Genomic DNA, 16,381 nt, shown 5'->3' on the forward strand with positions numbered 1-16,381 from the left:
GCGTGCCGATCATGCTTCGTCGGGGTTGCCGCGGTGATAGGGGTGGCCGGAGAGGATGGTCAGCGTGCGGTAGACTTGCTCCAGGACGAGCACCCGCACAAGCCCATGCGGCAGCGTGGCGGCCCCGAACGAGAGGGTCAGGTCGGCGCGGCGGCGCACCTCGGGGTCGAGGCCGTCGGCCCCGCCGATCGCGATGACCAGGACGGGACGCTGCCCGTCGCGCCAGTCGGCGATGCGCCCGGCGAGGGTGGGGCTCGGCAGATCGCTGCGTCCGCGCTCGTCGTAGGCGAGAAGCACGCCGGCCGCGGGGCATTGCGCGAGGATCGCCGTGCCTTCCTCGGCACAACGGTCGGGCGCCCGCCGTGCCCTGCTCTCCGCGATCTCGACCACGTCGCAGGCGGAAAAGCCGAGCCCGCGCGCGATCGGGATCGCACGATCGCGGTAGCGTGCGGCAAGGTCGCGCTCCGGTCCGGCCTTGAGGCGTCCGACGGCGGCCACGAGGAGGCGCAAGGCAGTCTCCCGGTGTGCAGGCGCGGGGACGGGGCGCTCTTAGCCTGCCAGCAGGCCCAGGGGGCGGTCGACGCCCCACATCTTCTCGAGGTTGTAGAAGCCCCGCACCTCGGGCCGGAAGATGTGGACGATGATGTCGCCGGCATCGATCAGCACCCAGTCGCAGGCGGGCAGTCCCTCGACGCGGGCACCACCGAAGCCCTTCGACTTCATGTCCTGAAGGATGCGATCGGCGATGGCACCGACATGACGCTGCGAGCGCCCGGAGGTGATGATCATCGCATCGGCCAGCGAGGTCTTGCCGGCGAGGTCGATCTCGATCGTATCTTCGGCCTTCATGTCCTCGATACAATCGAGGGCGAGCGCGCGCAGATCGCCGATCTTCCGGTCGGTGGCGGCGTCGGAACCCGGGGTTCCTTCTTGGGTCGGGTCGGACAGAGTCTCGGTTCCTCGAAATGATGGTGGCGTCGCACTCATCTTTAGCCTGTTTGCGGGAGATTGATATCATCCCGCCGCATTTTCAATCCTTCGTCCTGCATCTCCGCCTGCCGACGGATCAGCGTCGACGACAGCGTCGAGCGCGGCCCGTGCAGGAACACCCAGGCCGGCGGCGTCCGCGCGGCGAGGGTCGAGGCATCCCGCTCGGGCAGGCGCCAGCGGTCGAGCACCTGCGCGGCCCGCCCGCTGGGCGCCGACAACGTGAAGCCGGGCCGGTCGATCACCGCGATCGGCATCAGCGCGGCGATCTCGGCGAATCCCTGCCAGCGGTGGAAGTTCGCGAGACTGTCGGCCCCCATGATCCACACGAAGCGGACCTGGGGCAGGCGCGCAACCAGGTGGCGCAGGCTCTGGCGGGTGTAGCGGGCGCCGATCCGGCTCTCGAAATCCGTCACCGCGATCCGCGGATGGGCGGCGATGCGGGCCGCGGCCGCGACCCTGGCGGCGGCCGGCGCGAGACGACCGCGGTCCTTGAGCGGGTTGCCCGGGCTCACCATCCACCAGACCCGGTCGAGGGCGAGGCGACGCAGCGCGACGAGGCTCACGTGGCGGTGGCCGGAATGGGCCGGATCGAACGATCCGCCGTAGAGGCCGATCCGCATGCCGGGAAAGGCCGGCGGGAGCGGTGCCGGCAGGACGAAGTCAAGCCGGCGCGGAAAGGGCATCGACCCGGGCCCAGGAGCTGACACGCAACGGACGCGCGCGCGTCACGGGCGGGTCTGCCCGCTCCCGTGGACGCGGTACTTGAAGGTGGTGAGCTGCTCGACGCCGACCGGGCCGCGGGCGTGCATCCGGCCGGTGGCGATGCCGATCTCGGCCCCGAAGCCGAACTCGCCGCCGTCGGCGAACTGGGTCGAGGCGTTGTGGACGACGATGGCCGAATCGACCTCGGCCAGGAACCGCGTCGCCTCGCCGCCGTCCTCGGTGACGATGGCGTCGGTATGGTGCGATCCGTAGGTCTCGATGTGGTCGATGGCGGCGCCGAGCCCGTCGACCACGCGCACCGCGATGACGGCGTCGAGGTATTCGGTGCGCCAATCGGCCTGCGTCGCCGCGCTCACCCGCGCATCGACGGCCTGCACCGCCTCGTCGCCGCGCACGGCGCATCCGGCGTCGATCAGCGCCTCCACGAGGGGGCGCAGATGGGTGCCGGCGCAGGCCCGGTCCACCAGCAGCGTCTCGGCGGCGCCGCAGATGCCGGTGCGGCGCATCTTGCTGTTGAGGACGATGGTGCGGGCCATGTCGAGATCGGCCTCAGCCGCGACGTAGACGTGGCAGATGCCGTCGAGATGCGCGAACACCGGCACCCGTGCCTCGGCGTGGACCCGCTCGACGAGCCCGCGTCCGCCGCGGGGCACCAGGACGTCGATGCAACCGTCGAGCCCCGAAAGCATCGCGCCCACCGCCGCGCGGTCGCGGGTGGGCACGATCTGCACGGCGTCGGCGGGAAGGCCGGCGGCCTCCAGGCCCGCGCGCATGACGGTGGCGATGGCCAGCGACGTGCGGTGGCTGTCCGAGCCGGCGCGCAGGATCGCCGCGTTCCCGGCCTTGAGGCAGAGGGCGCCGGCGTCCGCGGTGACGTTGGGCCGGCTCTCGAAGATCACGCCGATGACCCCGAGCGGCACGGCGATGCGCTCGATCAGGAGTCCGTTGGGCCGTTCGAAGGCGGCGACCTGGCGACCGACCGGATCGGGCAGCGCGCCGATCTTCTCGACGGCCTCGGCGATGCCGGCGAGGCGCACGGGATCGAGGGTCAGGCGATCGATCAGCGCATGAGTCTGGCCGGCGGCCCTGGCGGCGGCGACGTCGTGGGCGTTCTCGGCGAGGATCGTGTCGCCGGCCGCGCGCAGGTGTTCGGCCACGAGCCGCAGGGCGACGTCCTTGGTCTGGGCGGAGGCCAGCGCCATCAGGCGGGCGGCGGCGCGGGCGCGCCGGCCGATGCCGTGCATCGCGTCGGTGAGGTCGGTCGCGACGGAAGGGTCGGATCTCAGATTCGCAATGGGCACCATCGTATTCCTGGCAGCGTCCCCCGCGACGGGTCCCGCGCTGCCGGCCCGTCATGCCACCCGGTATGGGGCAAAACAAGCACGGCGTGCTTCACTCGCCCACCATCGCCATGTCGTCGCGATGCACCATTTCCGCCCGCCCGGGATGGGTGAGGAGGTCGGCGATCTCGCGGCTGGGACGGCCGATGATACGGGCGGCCTGGGCGCTGTCGTAGGCGACGAGCCCACGCCCGAGGGTGCGGCCGGACACGTCGCGGATGATGACCGCGTCGCCGCGCCCGAAGCTGCCCTCGATCCTCGTGACGCCCACCGGCAGCAGGCTGGCCCCGCCCTGCAGCGCCCGGGCGGCGCCGTCGTCGATGACGAGGATGCCGCGCGGTTCGAGGGAGCCGGCGATCCAGGTCTTGCGGGCGGCCACCGGGTTGGAGCCCGACAGGAACCACGTGCAGCGCCCGCCCTGGAGGATGCTGCGTAGGGGATTCTTCTCGCGTCCGTCGGCGATGACCATGTGGGTGCCCCCACCCGTGGCGATCTTGGCCGCCTCGACCTTGGTGCGCATGCCGCCCCGCGACAGTTCCGAAGCCGGGCCGCCCGCCATCGCCTCGATGGCCGGCGTGATGCGCTCGATGAGCGGCAGGTGGCGGGCATCGGGATCGCTCGCCGGAGGGGCGGTGTAGAGGCCGTCGATGTCCGAGAACAGCACCAGCACGTCGGCGCCGATCATGGTGGCGACCCGGGCGGCGAGCCGGTCGTTGTCGCCGTAGCGGATCTCGCTGGTGGCCACCGTGTCGTTCTCGTTGACGACGGGCACGGCGCGCACTTCGAGGAGCTTGAGCACGGTGGCGCGGGCGTTGAGGTAGCGCCGGCGCTCCTCGGTATCCTGCGGCGTCACCAGGATCTGGCCCGCGACGATGCCGTGGTGCCCGAGCGCTTCGGACCAGTAGCGCGCCAGGGCGATCTGGCCGACGGCCGCCGCCGCCTGGCTCTCCTCGAGGCGCAGGACGCCCGGCGCATAGCCCAGCACCGTCCGGCCGAGCGCGATGGAGCCCGACGAGACCACGAGGACGTCGACGCCCCGCGCATGCAGGTCGGCCACGTCCTCGGCCAGCGCCGCCAGCCAGGCGTGGCGCAGGCGCCCGCGACCGCGATCGACGAGAAGCGCCGACCCGACCTTGATGACGACGCGGCGGAAATCCTGGAGGGAGGGGGTCATGGGGCAGGTCGGTACGCGGGCTCGATGTCCGTGTGCACGAAGTCGTTGCCCTTGAACAGCAAGGGTAGCCCATGGACCCTGGCGACAGCGTAGGTGAGGCAGTCGCCGAAATTCAGGCACGCCGGATGCCCGCGACCTCGGCCGTAGCGCGTGAAAGCGTCGGTCGCGGCCCGATACATCTCCAGGGTGAAGCTGGAGACGGACACGCTCGAACGCGCGGTTAATCCGTCAAGGAACGTGTCGGCGAATGTCGGCATGAACGAACTGAGGACCATCCGTGCTTCGAAGAGCGTGGTCGTTCCGATGATCGCTCCACGCCCGACCATCAGTTCGTCGAAGATCCGTCCCTCCGGCTCCTCGAGAGCGATCGCCACGATCGCGGAGGTGTCGACGACGATCATGCCGGCAGGCCGTTCCAATCGTAGAGGTAGCCATGATCATTGATGGCGCCGGGCAGACGATGCTTCTGCGCCTCCTCGACGAGGGCGCGAATCGCATCGAGATCGGCCTGCTGCGCAGCGCTCAACACCGGTTGTCGGATCCGTTGCTCGAGTTCTCGAAGTGCCGTCGCAACGGCCTCGTCGACGCTCGTTCCCAGCCTGTCGGCAATGGTGTGCGCGATGGTGACATCCTCCTCGCGCATGGTCAGCCGCTTGTTCATCGCCCGCCTCCCATCAGAAGCATGATGGCGGGCATGCTAACGGCGTGTCCCGCAGCCGTCACTCACGGTTGCCACGCCTCCGCCGGCTGGCGCTCGGCCTCCGCGGCCTTGGCCTCCTGCATCTCCCGCGTGATCGCCCGCAGGGCGTCCTGCACGCCGAGGCCCGTGGCCGAGGACAGGATCAGCGGCTTGACCTTGGCCGCCCGCTTCAGGCGCGCCACCTGCTCCTTGAGGGTGTCGGGATCGACCGTGTCCGCCTTGGAGAGGGCGACGATCTCGGGCTTGTCGGTGAGGCCGTGGCCGTAGGCGTCCAGCTCCTTGCGCACCAGCTTGTAGGTCTTGCCGGCGTGCTCGCAGGTGGCGTCCACGAGGTGGAGGAGCGCACGGCACCGCTCCACGTGGGCGAGGAACTTGTCGCCGAGCCCGACGCCCTCGTGCGCGCCCTCGATCAGGCCTGGGATGTCGGCCAGCACGAACTCGCGCTCGTCCGAGCGCACCACGCCGAGGCCCGGGTGCAGCGTGGTGAAGGGATAATCCGCGATCTTGGGCTTGGCCGCCGTCACCGTGGCGAGGAAGGTCGACTTGCCGGCGTTGGGCAGGCCGACGAGACCGGCATCCGCGATGAGCTTCAGGCGCAGCCAGATCCACTGCTCGTGCCCCTCCAAACCGGGATTGGCGTGCTTGGGCGCCCGGTTGGTGGAGGTGGTGAAATAGGCGTTGCCGAAGCCGCCGTTGCCGCCCTTGGCCAGCCGCACGCGCTGGCCGACGTGGGTCATGTCGGCGATCAGCGTCTCGCCGTCCTCGGCGATGATCTCGGTCCCGGCGGGCACCTTCAGCACCACGTCGGCGCCATTGGCGCCGTGGCGGTTCGAGCCCATGCCGTGCTCGCCCTTCTTGGCCTTGAAGTGCTGCTGGTAGCGGTAGTCGATCAAGGTGTTGAGCCCGTCGACGCATTCGACCCAGACGTCGCCGCCGCGCCCGCCGTCGCCGCCGTTGGGGCCGCCGAACTCGATGAACTTTTCGCGCCGGAACGCGACGCAGCCGGCGCCGCCGTCTCCGGAGCGGACATAGACCTTGGCTTCGTCGAGGAATTTCACGGCCGGACTCGTTTCACGGGTTCGGGTCGGCGATCCCTCGCCGACCCTTGAGACAAACGACAACGGGGAAGACGGTTTCCCATCTCCCCCGGGGTCTCGTTGCGCGTCGGACGATCCTTCGGACAGGATCGCCCGTGACGATGCGGATGCCTACTCGGCGGCTTCCTGCATCGGGATCACCGCCACGAAGGCGCGACCGCGCTTGACCTGGAACTCGACCCGGCCATCAGCCTTGGCGAACAGGGTGTGATCGGTGCCGATGCCGACGTTGACGCCGGGGTGGAACTTGGTGCCGCGCTGGCGAACGATGATGTTGCCGGCAATCACGGCCTCCGAGCCGAATTTCTTGACGCCGAGGCGCTGGCCGGCGGAATCGCGGCCGTTGCGGGACGAGCCGCCTGCTTTCTTGTGGGCCATCTGGATGTGCTCCGAATTGGTGTTGCGTCGCTGGGGCGGTGATCAGGCTTCGGCGGAGGCGAATTCGCCCTCGGAGCTCTTCACGGTCTTGGCCCTGCGCTCGGGCGCCTTCGACGACTTGCCGCCGGCGCTGATCTCCATGATCCGCACCACGGTGTGGTGCTGGCGGTGGCCGCGCTTGCGCCGCGAGTTCTGCCGGCGGCGTTTCTTGAAGGCGATGACCTTCTTGTCGCGGCCGTGGCTGACGATCTCGCCGACGACGCTGATGCCGCTCAGCATGGGGGCACCGACCTCGGTGGCGCCTTCGCCGTCGGCGAACAGCAGCACCTCGCCGAAGGTGACGGCCGAGCCCTCTTCGCCCTCGAGCGTGGCGATGGTGATGGTGTCGTTGGCGGCAACGCGATACTGCTTGCCGCCCGTCTTGATGACTGCGAACATCGTTCTCTCTCGTGTTCTCTGCCGGCCTCCGGCTGGCGCCTGGGCCGTCTTCTTGTTCAGGTCATCCGCGGCACCGGTCGAGCGATGCGCGAACGCGAAACGCGCGGACTTCTGCGAGGAAGCCGCGCGTTGCTCCGGTTCGTTAGGCTCGATCGACGTGATTTGTCAAGGACGGCAAACTGGTGGTCGCCGGCTGTTCGTCCGCGCGGACAGCTTCCGCGATCGACGGACCGCGCACGATGATGGCCAGCAGAATTCAAGCTTGTGCACCGAGTTCGTTCAGAACTGGCCCCGGTTCTCAGCCGTCTCGTATCAGGTCGCGCGCTTCGGATCGACCAAGCTGAAGGAGCTTTCCTCTCTACCTTCGGGGGAGGGACCAAGGATGGAGGCGGCTGGGCAACCCTCCGCGTCAGACCAGCGAAAACGCCGCCGCCTCCCAGCAAGGGGTAAAAGCGGCGCGAAAATTTCGCCGGAGCGTCACGCAGTGGGCCTCACCGCTTCATCAACCCACCCAGCACGTTGCGCAGGATCGCGTTCCCCACCTGCGTCCCTACCGTCCGCGCCATCGAGCGGGCGGCGTTGCCGATCACCTGTTCGGCGAGGCTCTGGGGCGGGCGGCGGCCTTTTCCCGTCGCCGGCTTGCCACCGAACATTCCGCCGACGAGGCCGCCGAGCATGCCCGTCAGGCCACCCTCCGACTCCTGCGCCGCCTCGGCGCCGCCCGCATCGAGCCCCTTGCGCTTGGCCAGGATCTCGTAGGCGCTCTCGTTGTCGATCGCCTGATCGTACTTCCCCCGCAGCGGGCTCTTGGCGATGAGGTCGGCGCGCTCGGCCGGCGTCAGCGGCCCGACCCGGCCCTGGGGGGCCGCGATCAGCGCGCGCTCCACCACGGAGGGCGTGCCCTTGGCCTCCAGAAAGCTGACCAGCGCTTCGCCGACGCCGAGTTCGGTGATGGCTTTCGCCACGTCGAAACCGGGGTTCTGGCGAAACGTCTCGGCGGCGGCCTTCACGGCGCGCTGGTCGCGCGGGGTGAAGGCGCGCAGCGCGTGCTGTACCCGGTTGCCGAGCTGGCCGAGCACGGTCTCGGGCACGTCGAGCGGGTTCTGCGTCACGAAGTAGACGCCGACTCCCTTGGAGCGGATCAGGCGCACCACCTGTTCCACGGCGTCGAGCAAGGCTTTGGGCGCGTCGTCGAACAGCAGGTGCGCCTCGTCGAAGAAGAACACCAGCTTGGGCTTGTCGAGATCGCCCACTTCGGGAAGCTGCTCGAACAGCTCGGAGAGCATCCACAGCAGGAACGAGGCGTAGAGCCTGGGCCGCTGCATCAGCTTGTCGGCGGCCAGGATATTGACGATGCCGCGCCCGTCGCGGTCGCGCTTCATGAAGTCGTTGAGGTCGAGCGCCGGTTCGCCGAAGAACCGGTCGGCCCCCTGGTTCTCCAGCATCAGGAGCTGGCGCTGGATCGCGCCGACCGATGCGGCCGAGACGTTGCCGTACGTCCCCGAAATCTCCTTCAGGTTCTCGGTGAGGTAGAGCAGCAGCGCCCGCAGGTCCTTGAGGTCGAGCACCGGCCACTGGTTGTCGTCGGCGATCCGGAAGGCGATGTTGAGAACGCCCTCCTGGGTGTCGTTGAGTTCGAGGAGCCGCGCCAGCAGCAGCGGCCCCATCTCGATGACCGTGGCGCGGATCGGATGGCCCTGGTCCCCGAACAGGTCCCAGAACACCGTGGGAAACCGGTCGGGCTCGTAGGTGATGCCGAGTTCCTGCGCCCGCTTGACGAAGACGGGCTTGGCTTCTCCGTCGGCGGCCAGCCCCGAGAGGTCGCCCTTGATGTCGGCGGCGAAGACCGGGACGCCGGCGTTGGAGAATCCTTCCACCATCACCTGGAGGGTCACGGTCTTGCCCGTGCCGGTGGCGCCGGCCACGAGGCCGTGGCGGTTGGCGAGCCTGAGGGTCAGGGCCTCCGGCTTGGCGCCGCTCTTGCCCACGAGGATCTTGCCGTCGAGGATTTTGCCGTCGAGATCCTGGCTGTCGCCCTGCATGATCGTCCGCTCCAAACCTCGTGCCGTGCGCAAAGGCGCGGCGCCTGCGGTTATGGCGGTCGCCGGCCGTCTTTTCCAGGCCGACCGCATCGGGACGGCGTACGTCGAAGCGTGGCGTAAACGATGTTTCGTGCCGCCGCGTGCCGAAACACCTCCGGCGTGCGTTACCTCCCCACGAGATCGCCTGCCTCCGGTTCGGACACGGCGCATCTCACGGAGGATACCGCGTGAAACAATCGATCACCCTGGCCGCCGGCCTCATCGCCGCCGGCCTTTTCTTCGCGCCCGCAGCGGTGTCGGCGGCCCCCATGCCCGTCCCGACCGCCGACGTGGCACCCCTGGCGACGGATACCGTCCAGTACGGTTACGGCCGCCGCGGTTATGGCGGCGGTTACGGTCGTGGCGGTTACGGTCGTGGCGGCTACGGCAATCGTGGCTACGGTCGTGGCGGTTACGGCGGTCGCGGCTACGGTCGTGGCGGTTACGGTGGCTATGGCCGGGGTGGCTATGGCCGCGGCCCCGCCCGCATTGGCATCGGCCCGGGCAACATCCTCGGCGGCGGCCCCGGCTACATCGGCCGCGGCTTCTGATCGGAACACGGGCGCGCCGCGGACTCGCGGGGCGCCCGACCGGATGTCGAGGTCCGAGCGAAGCCCGTTGCGTCGCCCTGTCCGAATATCCCGGTCCATCGGGGCTCCCTCGCCCGGCCGCCCTTGATTTCACGGCGGCGAGGCTCGAAGGACGAGCTTCCTTTTCGGCGGAGCCTTGGACATGGACGAACTGATCACCCGCGTCACGAGCGTGACCGGCCTCGATGCGGCGACGGCGCAGACGGCCCTCGGCCACATCCTGGCCTTCCTGCAGAAGGAAGGGCCGGCCACCGAGGTCGCGCAGCTGCTTGCGGCGATGCCGGGATCGGAAGCCCTCATCGCCGATTCCAACGCGGGCGAGGGCGGCGGCGGCGGCCTGATGGGCATGCTCGGCGGGATGATGGGCGGCGGCGTCATGGCGCTCGGCCAGAAGCTGATGGCGGCAGGCGTGCCGATGGGTCAGATGCAGCCCCTCGGGCGTGAATTGTTCGCCTATGGCCGCGAAAAGGCCGGCGAGGACGTGATGGGCCCCATCGTCGGCTCCATCCCCGGCCTCAACCAGTTCGTCTGACCGGACCGCGCGGTGCTTCGGCGGCTACCCTTCGCGGGAGGTCGCCGGAGCGGGTCCACCTACGCCTTAAGCTCCTCTGTCGTCACGCGAAGATCTGTCATAAAAGCGTTCCCGCTTCGTGATTGATGGAAGCGGTCGAGGCACGAGGCCGACGGCTCCACCGGGAGCCAGCCCAGGCGCCTCGCAGGGCGGATCCGATGGTCCCGAATTTCGCGCGTGACGCCTCGGCGGCGTGGCTCAACGGCTGGGAGGCGCATGTGCACGCCCCCCTCGCCCGGTTCCGGCAGAAGCGGGTCGACGCGGGCCTCGCCGCGTTTCCGGGCCTCGGCTTCCTGCCGCCCGGCGGTGTCCCGATCAAGTTCAAGCCGCGCCTCAAGAGGCCGCTGGCGGCGCCGGGCCTCGACCCGAGCCTCGGCCGGATCGGCAACCTCGAAGTGCGTCTGGCCACATCCGTGCCCGACATCCGCCGGGCGCAGCGCCTGCGCTACCGGGTGTTCTACGAGGAGATGTCGGCGATCCCCACCGGGATGACCCTGCTCGCGCGCCGCGACATCGACGATTACGACACGGTCTGCGACCACCTCCTCGTCATCGACCACGCCGCCACCGAGGCCAAGCCCTTCCGCAAGCCGCGCCCGAAGGTGGTGGGCACCTACCGCCTGCTGCGCCAGGACGCCGCCGACCGCAACTTCGGCTTCTACACCGCCGGCGAGTACGACATCGCGCCCCTGCTCGCGGCCAACCCCGGCAAGAGGTTTCTCGAACTCGGCCGCTCGTGCGTCCTCAAGCCCTATCGGACCAAGCGCACGGTGGAGCTGCTGTGGGCCGGCATCTGGGCCTATGTCCAGCATCACCGCATCGACGCGATGCTCGGCTGCGCCAGCCTGGAGGGCACCGACCCCGATCGGCTGGCCGTGCCCTTGAGCTTCCTCCACCACCACGCCCGGGCGCCCGACGCCTGGCGCGCGCGCGCGCTGCCCGGCCGCTACGTGGCGATGGACCGCCTCGCCCGCGAGGCGATCGACCCGAAGGCGGCGCTGCAGGCACTGCCGCCGCTGATCAAGGGCTACCTGCGGGTCGGCGCCACCTTCGGCGACGGCGCCGTGGTCGATCACCAGTTCGGCACCACCGACGTCTTCGTGGTGCTGCCGGTCTCGGCCATCGCCGCCCGCTACATCGACCACTTCGGTCCGGCCGCGAACCGCAGGGCCGCCTGACCCGGGCGGCCCGACCCGACGGGACAGGCTTGCTCACCCCGCCGCGCCACGACTAAACCCGCGGGGCGGACGGGGCCTCGACGCCCCTTCCGCCGAGGCGTGGAGAAACGGGGCGCCCATGCGCGGCTATCGGTACGAGGCCCTCGACGGGGTGCGCGGGATCGCGGCGCAGGCGGTGCTGGTGAGCCATGCCCTCGGGATGGCCTATCCGCACCTCGAGGCACCGGTGGCCGGTGTCGTCGAGTGGGTCGGGCGCCTCTCGGTGATGGTGTTCTTTTCCCTGAGCGGCTTCGTGATCGCCACGAGCCTGTCGCGCCTGATCGCGCAGGACCGCGACCGGTTCGTGCTGCCCTACGCCGTCCACCGCATCGCCCGGATCTGGCCGCCCCTGATCCTGGCCATCGTCGTCACCTTCGCGGTGGGCGCCATCGGCCATGCCGGGCTGCCGCTGCTGACCCGCACCGGCGACCCCTACCGCCTCGACCTCATCGCGTTCCTGCGCGGCATCACGCTGACCTTCGGGCCGGGGGACGCCACCTTCGTCATCGACCGGGCGCTGTGGTCCCTGCGCCAGGAGGTCTACCTCTACGGTGTCGCGGCCTTCGCCGCCCTGGCCCTGGTCCGGACCGGGCTCGTGCGCCTCGTGGCAGGGACGGTGGTGGTCGGGATGATCGCCATCACCGCCGACCGATTCTTCTACCCGCAATCCCTCGCCCTGTTCGCCGCCGGGGCCGGTGCCGCGCTGTTCGGCCACCGCCTGGGGGCCTGGGCGGACTCGGGCCTGCTGTGGCCGGCGACCGCCCTGCTTCTGGTGCTCCCCCTCGCGACGGTGAGCGACCCGGGCTACGTCGACGCCTTGAGCGACCACCGCGGCCTGCTCGCCTACCAGGCCGCCCTCGGCCTGCCGCTGGCGCTGTGCCTCTTGAACCTCGCGACGCGGGACGGCCGCGCCACCCGCCTGTTCACGGCCTGGCGCGGGGCGGCGGCGTTCTCCTACACGCTCTACGTCATCCACGTGCCGGTCATGACGCTGGTGTTCTCGCTCCGGGCCCACCAGGGCTGGGTGCCCGGGGCGTTCGGGACGGTGCTGACCCTCCTCGTCGCCCTCGCGGTGGCGCAAGGCCTGTCCTACGTGGCGGCCCGGTTCGTGGAGCGTCCGCGCCAGGTCCGGGCGCTGATCTTTCGCGCCCTGGGGGTGGTCGGGCATGCGCCCCGCCCGGCTCAGGCCGAGGCGTCGCCCACCAGGGCGGCCAAGCCCTCCCGGTAGGTCGGGTAGGCGAGGTCGACCCCGAGTTCCTCGCGGATCAGCCGGTTCCGCACGCGCTTGTTCTCACCGTAGAAGCTGCGGGCCATCGGGCTGAGATCAGCGGTCTCGAAATCCACCTCCGGCGGCAGCGGCAGTCCGGCGAGGGCGGCGGCGTATTCGGTGACCACCTGCGGCGGCGTCGGTTCGTCGTCGGTGACGTTGTAGGTCGCCCCCGGCCGCGGCCGGCGGATCGAGGCCATCAGCGTCGTGGCGATGTCGTCCACATGGATGCGGTTGAAGACCTGGCCGGCCTTGATGATCCGCTGCGACTTGCCCTCGCGCAGTTTCACCAGCGGGTTGCGGCCCGGGCCGTAGATGCCCGACAGGCGGAACACCTGCACCGCCTTGCCGGTCTGCCGGCCGAGATCGAGCCAGGCCTCCTCCACCGCGAGGCGGCCGCGCGAGCGCGCGCTCTTGGGGATGGGTAGGGTGTCCTCGTCGATCCAGGCGCCGTCGTGGTCGCCGTAGACGCCGATGGTGGAGAGGTAGCCGATCCAGCCGATGCGGCTGTCGCGGATCGCGGCGCCGTAGCGACGCAGCACCGTGTCGCCGTCGCGGTCCGGTGGCGCCGAGACGAGGAGCGCGTCGGTCTCGGCGAGATCGGCCGCGATGCGCGGGTCGTCGGATTCCGGCCCGAAGGTGCGCATGGCGAACGTCGTCTCGCGGGCGATGGCGTCGGTACGGGCCCCGTCGGTGACGGTGGCCCGCACGGCGGCGAATTGGGCGCCCTCGCGTTCGGCGAAATGGCGGGCGGTGAAGCCGAGGCCGAAGACGAACAGGTTCACGGGGCTGGTCTCCGTCGTCAGGTCGCGCTGGGGCGCACCGGGGCCATATCGCGCGCGGCGTCCCATTCCGCCAGCACGTCGGCGTCGGTTTCTCGGCCCGCGTGGTCGTCGGCGAGGATCGCGAAGCGCGCCGGATCGAGGAGTCGGGCGGCCGCCCACACCGCCATGCCGCGCACCAGGGCGGACGGATCGCGCAGGTTGTCGAGGGCGCCCTGCGCCAAGGTCTCGTCCCGCGAATTGCCGATGGCGATGAGAACGTTGCGCAGGAAGCGGTCGCGCCCGGTCCGCTTGATCGGCGTGCCGGCGAAGCGGACCCGGAACGCCGCCTCGTCGAGGCGGGCGAGGTCGGCCAGCGGCGGCGCGAGGAGGTCGTCGCGTGCCGCCAGCCGCGATTCGCCCGCCGCCCTGGCGAACTTGTTCCAAGGGCAGACGGCGAGACAATCGTCGCAGCCGAAGATGCGGTTGCCGATGGCCGCGCGGAACTCCGGCGCGATCGGCCCCTCGTGCTCGATGGTGAGGTAGGAGATGCAGCGCCGCGCATCGAGCCGGTAGGGCGCCGGCAGCGCGCCCGTCGGGCAGATGTCGAGGCAGCGCCGGCAGCCGCCGCAATGGTCGGCCTCGGGCGCATCCGGCTCGAACGCGGCCGAGGTGTAGATGGCGCCCAAGAGCAGCCAGTTCCCGAACGCCCGCGACAGCAGCACCGTGTGCTTGCCCTGCCAGCCCAGGCCGGCGGCGGCCGCCAGCGGCTTCTCCATCACGGGGGCGGTGTCCACGAACACCTTCACGCGGACGTCGCCCTTGGCCGAGAGGTAGCCGCCGAGTTCCTTCAGCTTGCCCTTCAGCACCTCGTGGTAGTCGCGCCGCTGGGCGTAGGCCGCGATGGCGCCGCGGTCCCGCCGTTCGAGGAGCGACAACGGATCGGTCTCGGGACCGTAGTTCATCCCGAGCATGACGACCGACCGGACCTGCGGCCACAGCACGGCCGGGTCGGCGCGCTGGTCGGCGCGGTCCTGCATCCACGCCATCCCGCCGTGGAAATCGGCGGCGAGCCAGCCCGCGAGGTCTTCGGGGAGGCCCGGCACGGCGTCGGGCGTCGTCACCCGGACGAGGTCGAAGCCGAGACGGCGGGCGCGGGTCTCGAGGGCGTCCCGGAGTTCGCCGCCGGCGAGGATCTTTCGGGGCTGTTTCATGCCGGCGGAGGCCGGCTCGTCACGCATCGGCGTTTCCCGGAACGGGCTCCGCGCCCGCCCGGGAAACGGCGTCCGTGCCGGATCGGGAGCCGCGCGAAGGACGTCAGAAATCGAGGTCCGCGTAATGGTCGGCCGGGGCCATGCCGGGCACACGGTCGGCGAGCAGGGTGCGGAAGGACGGGCGCGACTTCACCCGCGCGTACCAGTCCTTGGCGGTCTCGTCCTCGTCCCATGGCACGTCGCCGAGGTAATCCACGCAGGAGAGATGGGCCGCCGCCGCGAGATCGGCATAGGTGAGATGGTCGCCCGACAGCCAGCGCCGCCGCCCCATCAGGTAGCCGATGTATTTGAGGTGGTAGCGCACGTTGGTGCGCGCGGCGCGGATCGCGTGCATGTCCGGCGGGCCGCCGCCCACCGCGCTCGTCATGAACCGCTTGTGGATCTTCTCCAGCACCAGGTAGCCGGTCACCTCCGCGTCGAACTTGACGAGGAACCAGTCGAGCAGCCGGCGGACCTCGACCCGGTCGGCGGTGACCTCCGGCAGCAGGCGCCGGCCACTGAGGCCGAGCCCGCGGGTCTCGTCGAGATATTCCGCGATGATGCCGGGCCCCGGCACGGCCAGCCCCGTCTCCTCGACGAGGACCGGCGTGGTGCCGGCGGGATTGAGGAGAAGGAAGGCGTCGCGACGCTCCCACGGCTTTTCTTCGACGAGGGCCGGCTCCATGCCCATCTCGGCCAGGACCAGGCGCACGAAACGTGAGTGCGGACAGAAGGGGGAATGGTGCAGCGTCGCCATCGAGGCCGTTTCGGACGGGTTTCGGCGCGTCGGGCCGACGGGCCGTGTCGAAGCCCCTCGTGAACGGGCCGCGGTTGAGACTTATTGCTCAATCGTTGCCGCCTCATTAACACGCTCGACCTTTCACGGTAACCGTCCGTCAACCGCGATCGGACAAGCCTGCCCCGCGGCCCGCTCGACGGCGCGATGAACGCGACACCCAACCACCACGATATCGGGGCGATCAGATGATGGATGCGGTCGGCATCGCGAAGGCGGTCGTGCTCGGCGTGGTGGAAGGCGCCACCGAGTTCATCCCAGTGTCCTCCACCGGACACCAGCTCCTGGTCGGGCACTTCATCGGCTTCAAGTCGCCCAACAACACCTTCGAGGTGCTGATCCAGCTCGGCGCCATCCTGGCGATCCTGACGGTCTACTTCCGCCGCCTGCTGGGCGTGGCGCTGGCCTTCCCCAACGATCCGCGGGCGCGCCGCTTCGTCTTCGGCATCCTGATCGCCTTCCTGCCGGCGGCGATCATCGGCGGCCTCCTGTCGAAATACATCAAGTACTACTTGTTCAACCCGTGGATCGTCTGCGCGACCCTGGTGGCCGGCGGCCTCGTCCTGCTCGTCATCGACGAGACCGACCTCGAGGTCGAGAAACGCGACGTGTTCGACTTCCCCCTGGTGATGGACCTCAAGATCGGCCTGTTCCAGTGCCTGGCCATGATCCCCGGCGTGTCGCGCTCGGGCGCCACCATCGTCGGCGCGATGCTGATGGGGGCCGACAAGCGCTCGGCCACCGAGTTCTCGTTCTACCTCGCGATGCCGACGATGGCCGGCGCCTTCGCCAAGGACCTGCTCGACAACTACAAGAACCTCACGGTGGACGACACCGGCCTCATCGTCATCGGCTTCATCACCGCCTTCATCTCCGCCCTGATCGTGGTGCGCACGGTGCTCGACTACGTCTCGGCCCACGGCTTCCGGTTGTTCGCCTGGTGGCGGATCATCGTCGGGTCGCTCGGGTTCGCGGGCCTGATCGTGTTCGGATAGGCGTCGCGGG

18 protein-coding genes and 1 pseudogene are annotated in these 16,381 nt (G+C 70.0%); 5 read left to right on the forward strand and 14 right to left on the reverse strand.

Going from position 1 to position 16,381, the window contains the following annotated elements; all coding sequences use genetic code 11:
- Positions 1-9: 9 nt before the first annotated feature.
- The 11 genes and pseudogenes from rlmH to ASG59_RS13090 all read right to left on the reverse strand — a co-directional run bounded on the left by rlmH (position 10) and on the right by ASG59_RS13090 (position 8,882).
- Positions 10-510 (reverse strand): 23S rRNA (pseudouridine(1915)-N(3))-methyltransferase RlmH, encoded by a 501-nt coding sequence (gene rlmH, locus ASG59_RS13040; protein WP_056409261.1) that lies wholly within the window; start codon positions 508-510, stop codon positions 10-12.
- A gap of 39 nt (positions 511-549) precedes the next feature.
- Complete coding sequence (gene rsfS / locus ASG59_RS13045; RefSeq protein ID WP_082494447.1) at positions 550-987, reverse strand: ribosome silencing factor; 438 nt, start codon at positions 985-987, stop codon at positions 550-552.
- A gap of 2 nt (positions 988-989) precedes the next feature.
- The gene (locus ASG59_RS13050; protein ID WP_082494480.1) at positions 990-1,610 is read right to left on the reverse strand and encodes a nicotinate-nucleotide adenylyltransferase; all 621 of its coding nucleotides are present in this window, start codon (positions 1,608-1,610) and stop codon (positions 990-992) included.
- Between the two features lie 105 nt (positions 1,611-1,715).
- On the reverse strand, positions 1,716-3,014 hold the full coding sequence (locus ASG59_RS13055) for a glutamate-5-semialdehyde dehydrogenase (RefSeq protein WP_056283483.1): 1,299 nt from the start codon (positions 3,012-3,014) through the stop codon (positions 1,716-1,718).
- Between the two features lie 91 nt (positions 3,015-3,105).
- On the reverse strand, positions 3,106-4,227 hold the full coding sequence (gene proB / locus ASG59_RS13060) for a glutamate 5-kinase (RefSeq protein WP_056409263.1): 1,122 nt from the start codon (positions 4,225-4,227) through the stop codon (positions 3,106-3,108).
- Positions 4,224-4,628 carry a type II toxin-antitoxin system VapC family toxin gene (locus ASG59_RS13065; protein ID WP_056409264.1) on the reverse strand — a complete coding sequence of 135 codons (405 nt, stop codon included), beginning with the start codon at positions 4,626-4,628 and terminating at the stop codon, positions 4,224-4,226. The genes proB and ASG59_RS13065 overlap by 4 nt, the downstream gene beginning before the upstream one ends.
- Positions 4,625-4,888, reverse strand: a complete 264-nt coding sequence (locus tag ASG59_RS13070; RefSeq protein ID WP_056409266.1) for a type II toxin-antitoxin system VapB family antitoxin — start codon at positions 4,886-4,888, stop codon at positions 4,625-4,627. The genes ASG59_RS13065 and ASG59_RS13070 overlap by 4 nt, the downstream gene beginning before the upstream one ends.
- A 62-nt stretch (positions 4,889-4,950) precedes the next feature.
- The gene (obgE, locus tag ASG59_RS13075) at positions 4,951-5,985 is read right to left on the reverse strand and encodes a GTPase ObgE (RefSeq protein WP_055887928.1); all 1,035 of its coding nucleotides are present in this window, start codon (positions 5,983-5,985) and stop codon (positions 4,951-4,953) included.
- 150 nt (positions 5,986-6,135) lie between these two features.
- Positions 6,136-6,402, reverse strand: a complete 267-nt coding sequence (gene rpmA, locus ASG59_RS13080; RefSeq protein ID WP_055887924.1) for a 50S ribosomal protein L27 — start codon at positions 6,400-6,402, stop codon at positions 6,136-6,138.
- A 126-nt stretch (positions 6,403-6,528) separates the two neighbouring features.
- Positions 6,529-6,840: pseudogene (gene rplU, locus ASG59_RS13085) on the reverse strand (50S ribosomal protein L21); the annotation flags it as partial.
- Between the two features lie 491 nt (positions 6,841-7,331).
- A complete protein-coding gene (locus tag ASG59_RS13090) occupies positions 7,332-8,882 on the reverse strand; it encodes a helicase HerA-like domain-containing protein (RefSeq protein WP_056409268.1) in 1,551 nt (516 codons plus the stop codon).
- A gap of 227 nt (positions 8,883-9,109) precedes the next feature.
- On the opposite strand from ASG59_RS13090, the gene ASG59_RS13095 reads away from it, so the two are divergent.
- The 4 genes from ASG59_RS13095 (at position 9,110) to ASG59_RS13110 (ending at position 12,527) form a co-directional block, all read left to right on the forward strand.
- On the forward strand, positions 9,110-9,472 hold the full coding sequence (locus ASG59_RS13095; protein ID WP_200938188.1) for a hypothetical protein: 363 nt from the start codon (positions 9,110-9,112) through the stop codon (positions 9,470-9,472).
- A 181-nt stretch (positions 9,473-9,653) separates the two neighbouring features.
- The gene (locus ASG59_RS13100; RefSeq protein WP_056282816.1) at positions 9,654-10,043 is read left to right on the forward strand and encodes a hypothetical protein; all 390 of its coding nucleotides are present in this window, start codon (positions 9,654-9,656) and stop codon (positions 10,041-10,043) included.
- A 197-nt stretch (positions 10,044-10,240) separates the two neighbouring features.
- On the forward strand, positions 10,241-11,260 hold the full coding sequence (locus tag ASG59_RS13105; protein WP_056409270.1) for a GNAT family N-acetyltransferase: 1,020 nt from the start codon (positions 10,241-10,243) through the stop codon (positions 11,258-11,260).
- A gap of 118 nt (positions 11,261-11,378) precedes the next feature.
- On the forward strand, positions 11,379-12,527 hold the full coding sequence (locus tag ASG59_RS13110; RefSeq protein ID WP_056409272.1) for an acyltransferase: 1,149 nt from the start codon (positions 11,379-11,381) through the stop codon (positions 12,525-12,527).
- Here ASG59_RS13110 and ASG59_RS13115 read toward each other — a convergent pair.
- The 3 genes from ASG59_RS13115 to ASG59_RS13125 all read right to left on the reverse strand — a co-directional run bounded on the left by ASG59_RS13115 (position 12,482) and on the right by ASG59_RS13125 (position 15,337).
- On the reverse strand, positions 12,482-13,351 hold the full coding sequence (locus tag ASG59_RS13115) for an SDR family oxidoreductase (RefSeq protein WP_056409389.1): 870 nt from the start codon (positions 13,349-13,351) through the stop codon (positions 12,482-12,484). The two genes, ASG59_RS13110 and ASG59_RS13115, sit on opposite strands and share 46 nt — an antisense overlap.
- A gap of 17 nt (positions 13,352-13,368) precedes the next feature.
- Entirely contained in the window at positions 13,369-14,541 is a 1,173-nt protein-coding gene (gene queG / locus ASG59_RS13120) for a tRNA epoxyqueuosine(34) reductase QueG (RefSeq protein ID WP_082528763.1), read from the reverse strand.
- A gap of 103 nt (positions 14,542-14,644) precedes the next feature.
- Positions 14,645-15,337, reverse strand: coding sequence for a glutathione S-transferase family protein (locus tag ASG59_RS13125; protein ID WP_055887906.1), 693 nt, complete (start codon positions 15,335-15,337; stop codon positions 14,645-14,647).
- Positions 15,338-15,567: 230 nt separating this feature from the next.
- Between ASG59_RS13125 and ASG59_RS13130 the strand changes: the two genes are divergently transcribed.
- On the forward strand, positions 15,568-16,371 hold the full coding sequence (locus ASG59_RS13130; RefSeq protein ID WP_056283492.1) for an undecaprenyl-diphosphate phosphatase: 804 nt from the start codon (positions 15,568-15,570) through the stop codon (positions 16,369-16,371).
- Positions 16,372-16,381: the final 10 nt, after the last annotated feature.

Origin of the sequence: Methylobacterium sp. Leaf466, assembly GCF_001425565.1 — a bacterium.
Lineage (GTDB): Bacteria > Pseudomonadota > Alphaproteobacteria > Rhizobiales > Beijerinckiaceae > Methylobacterium.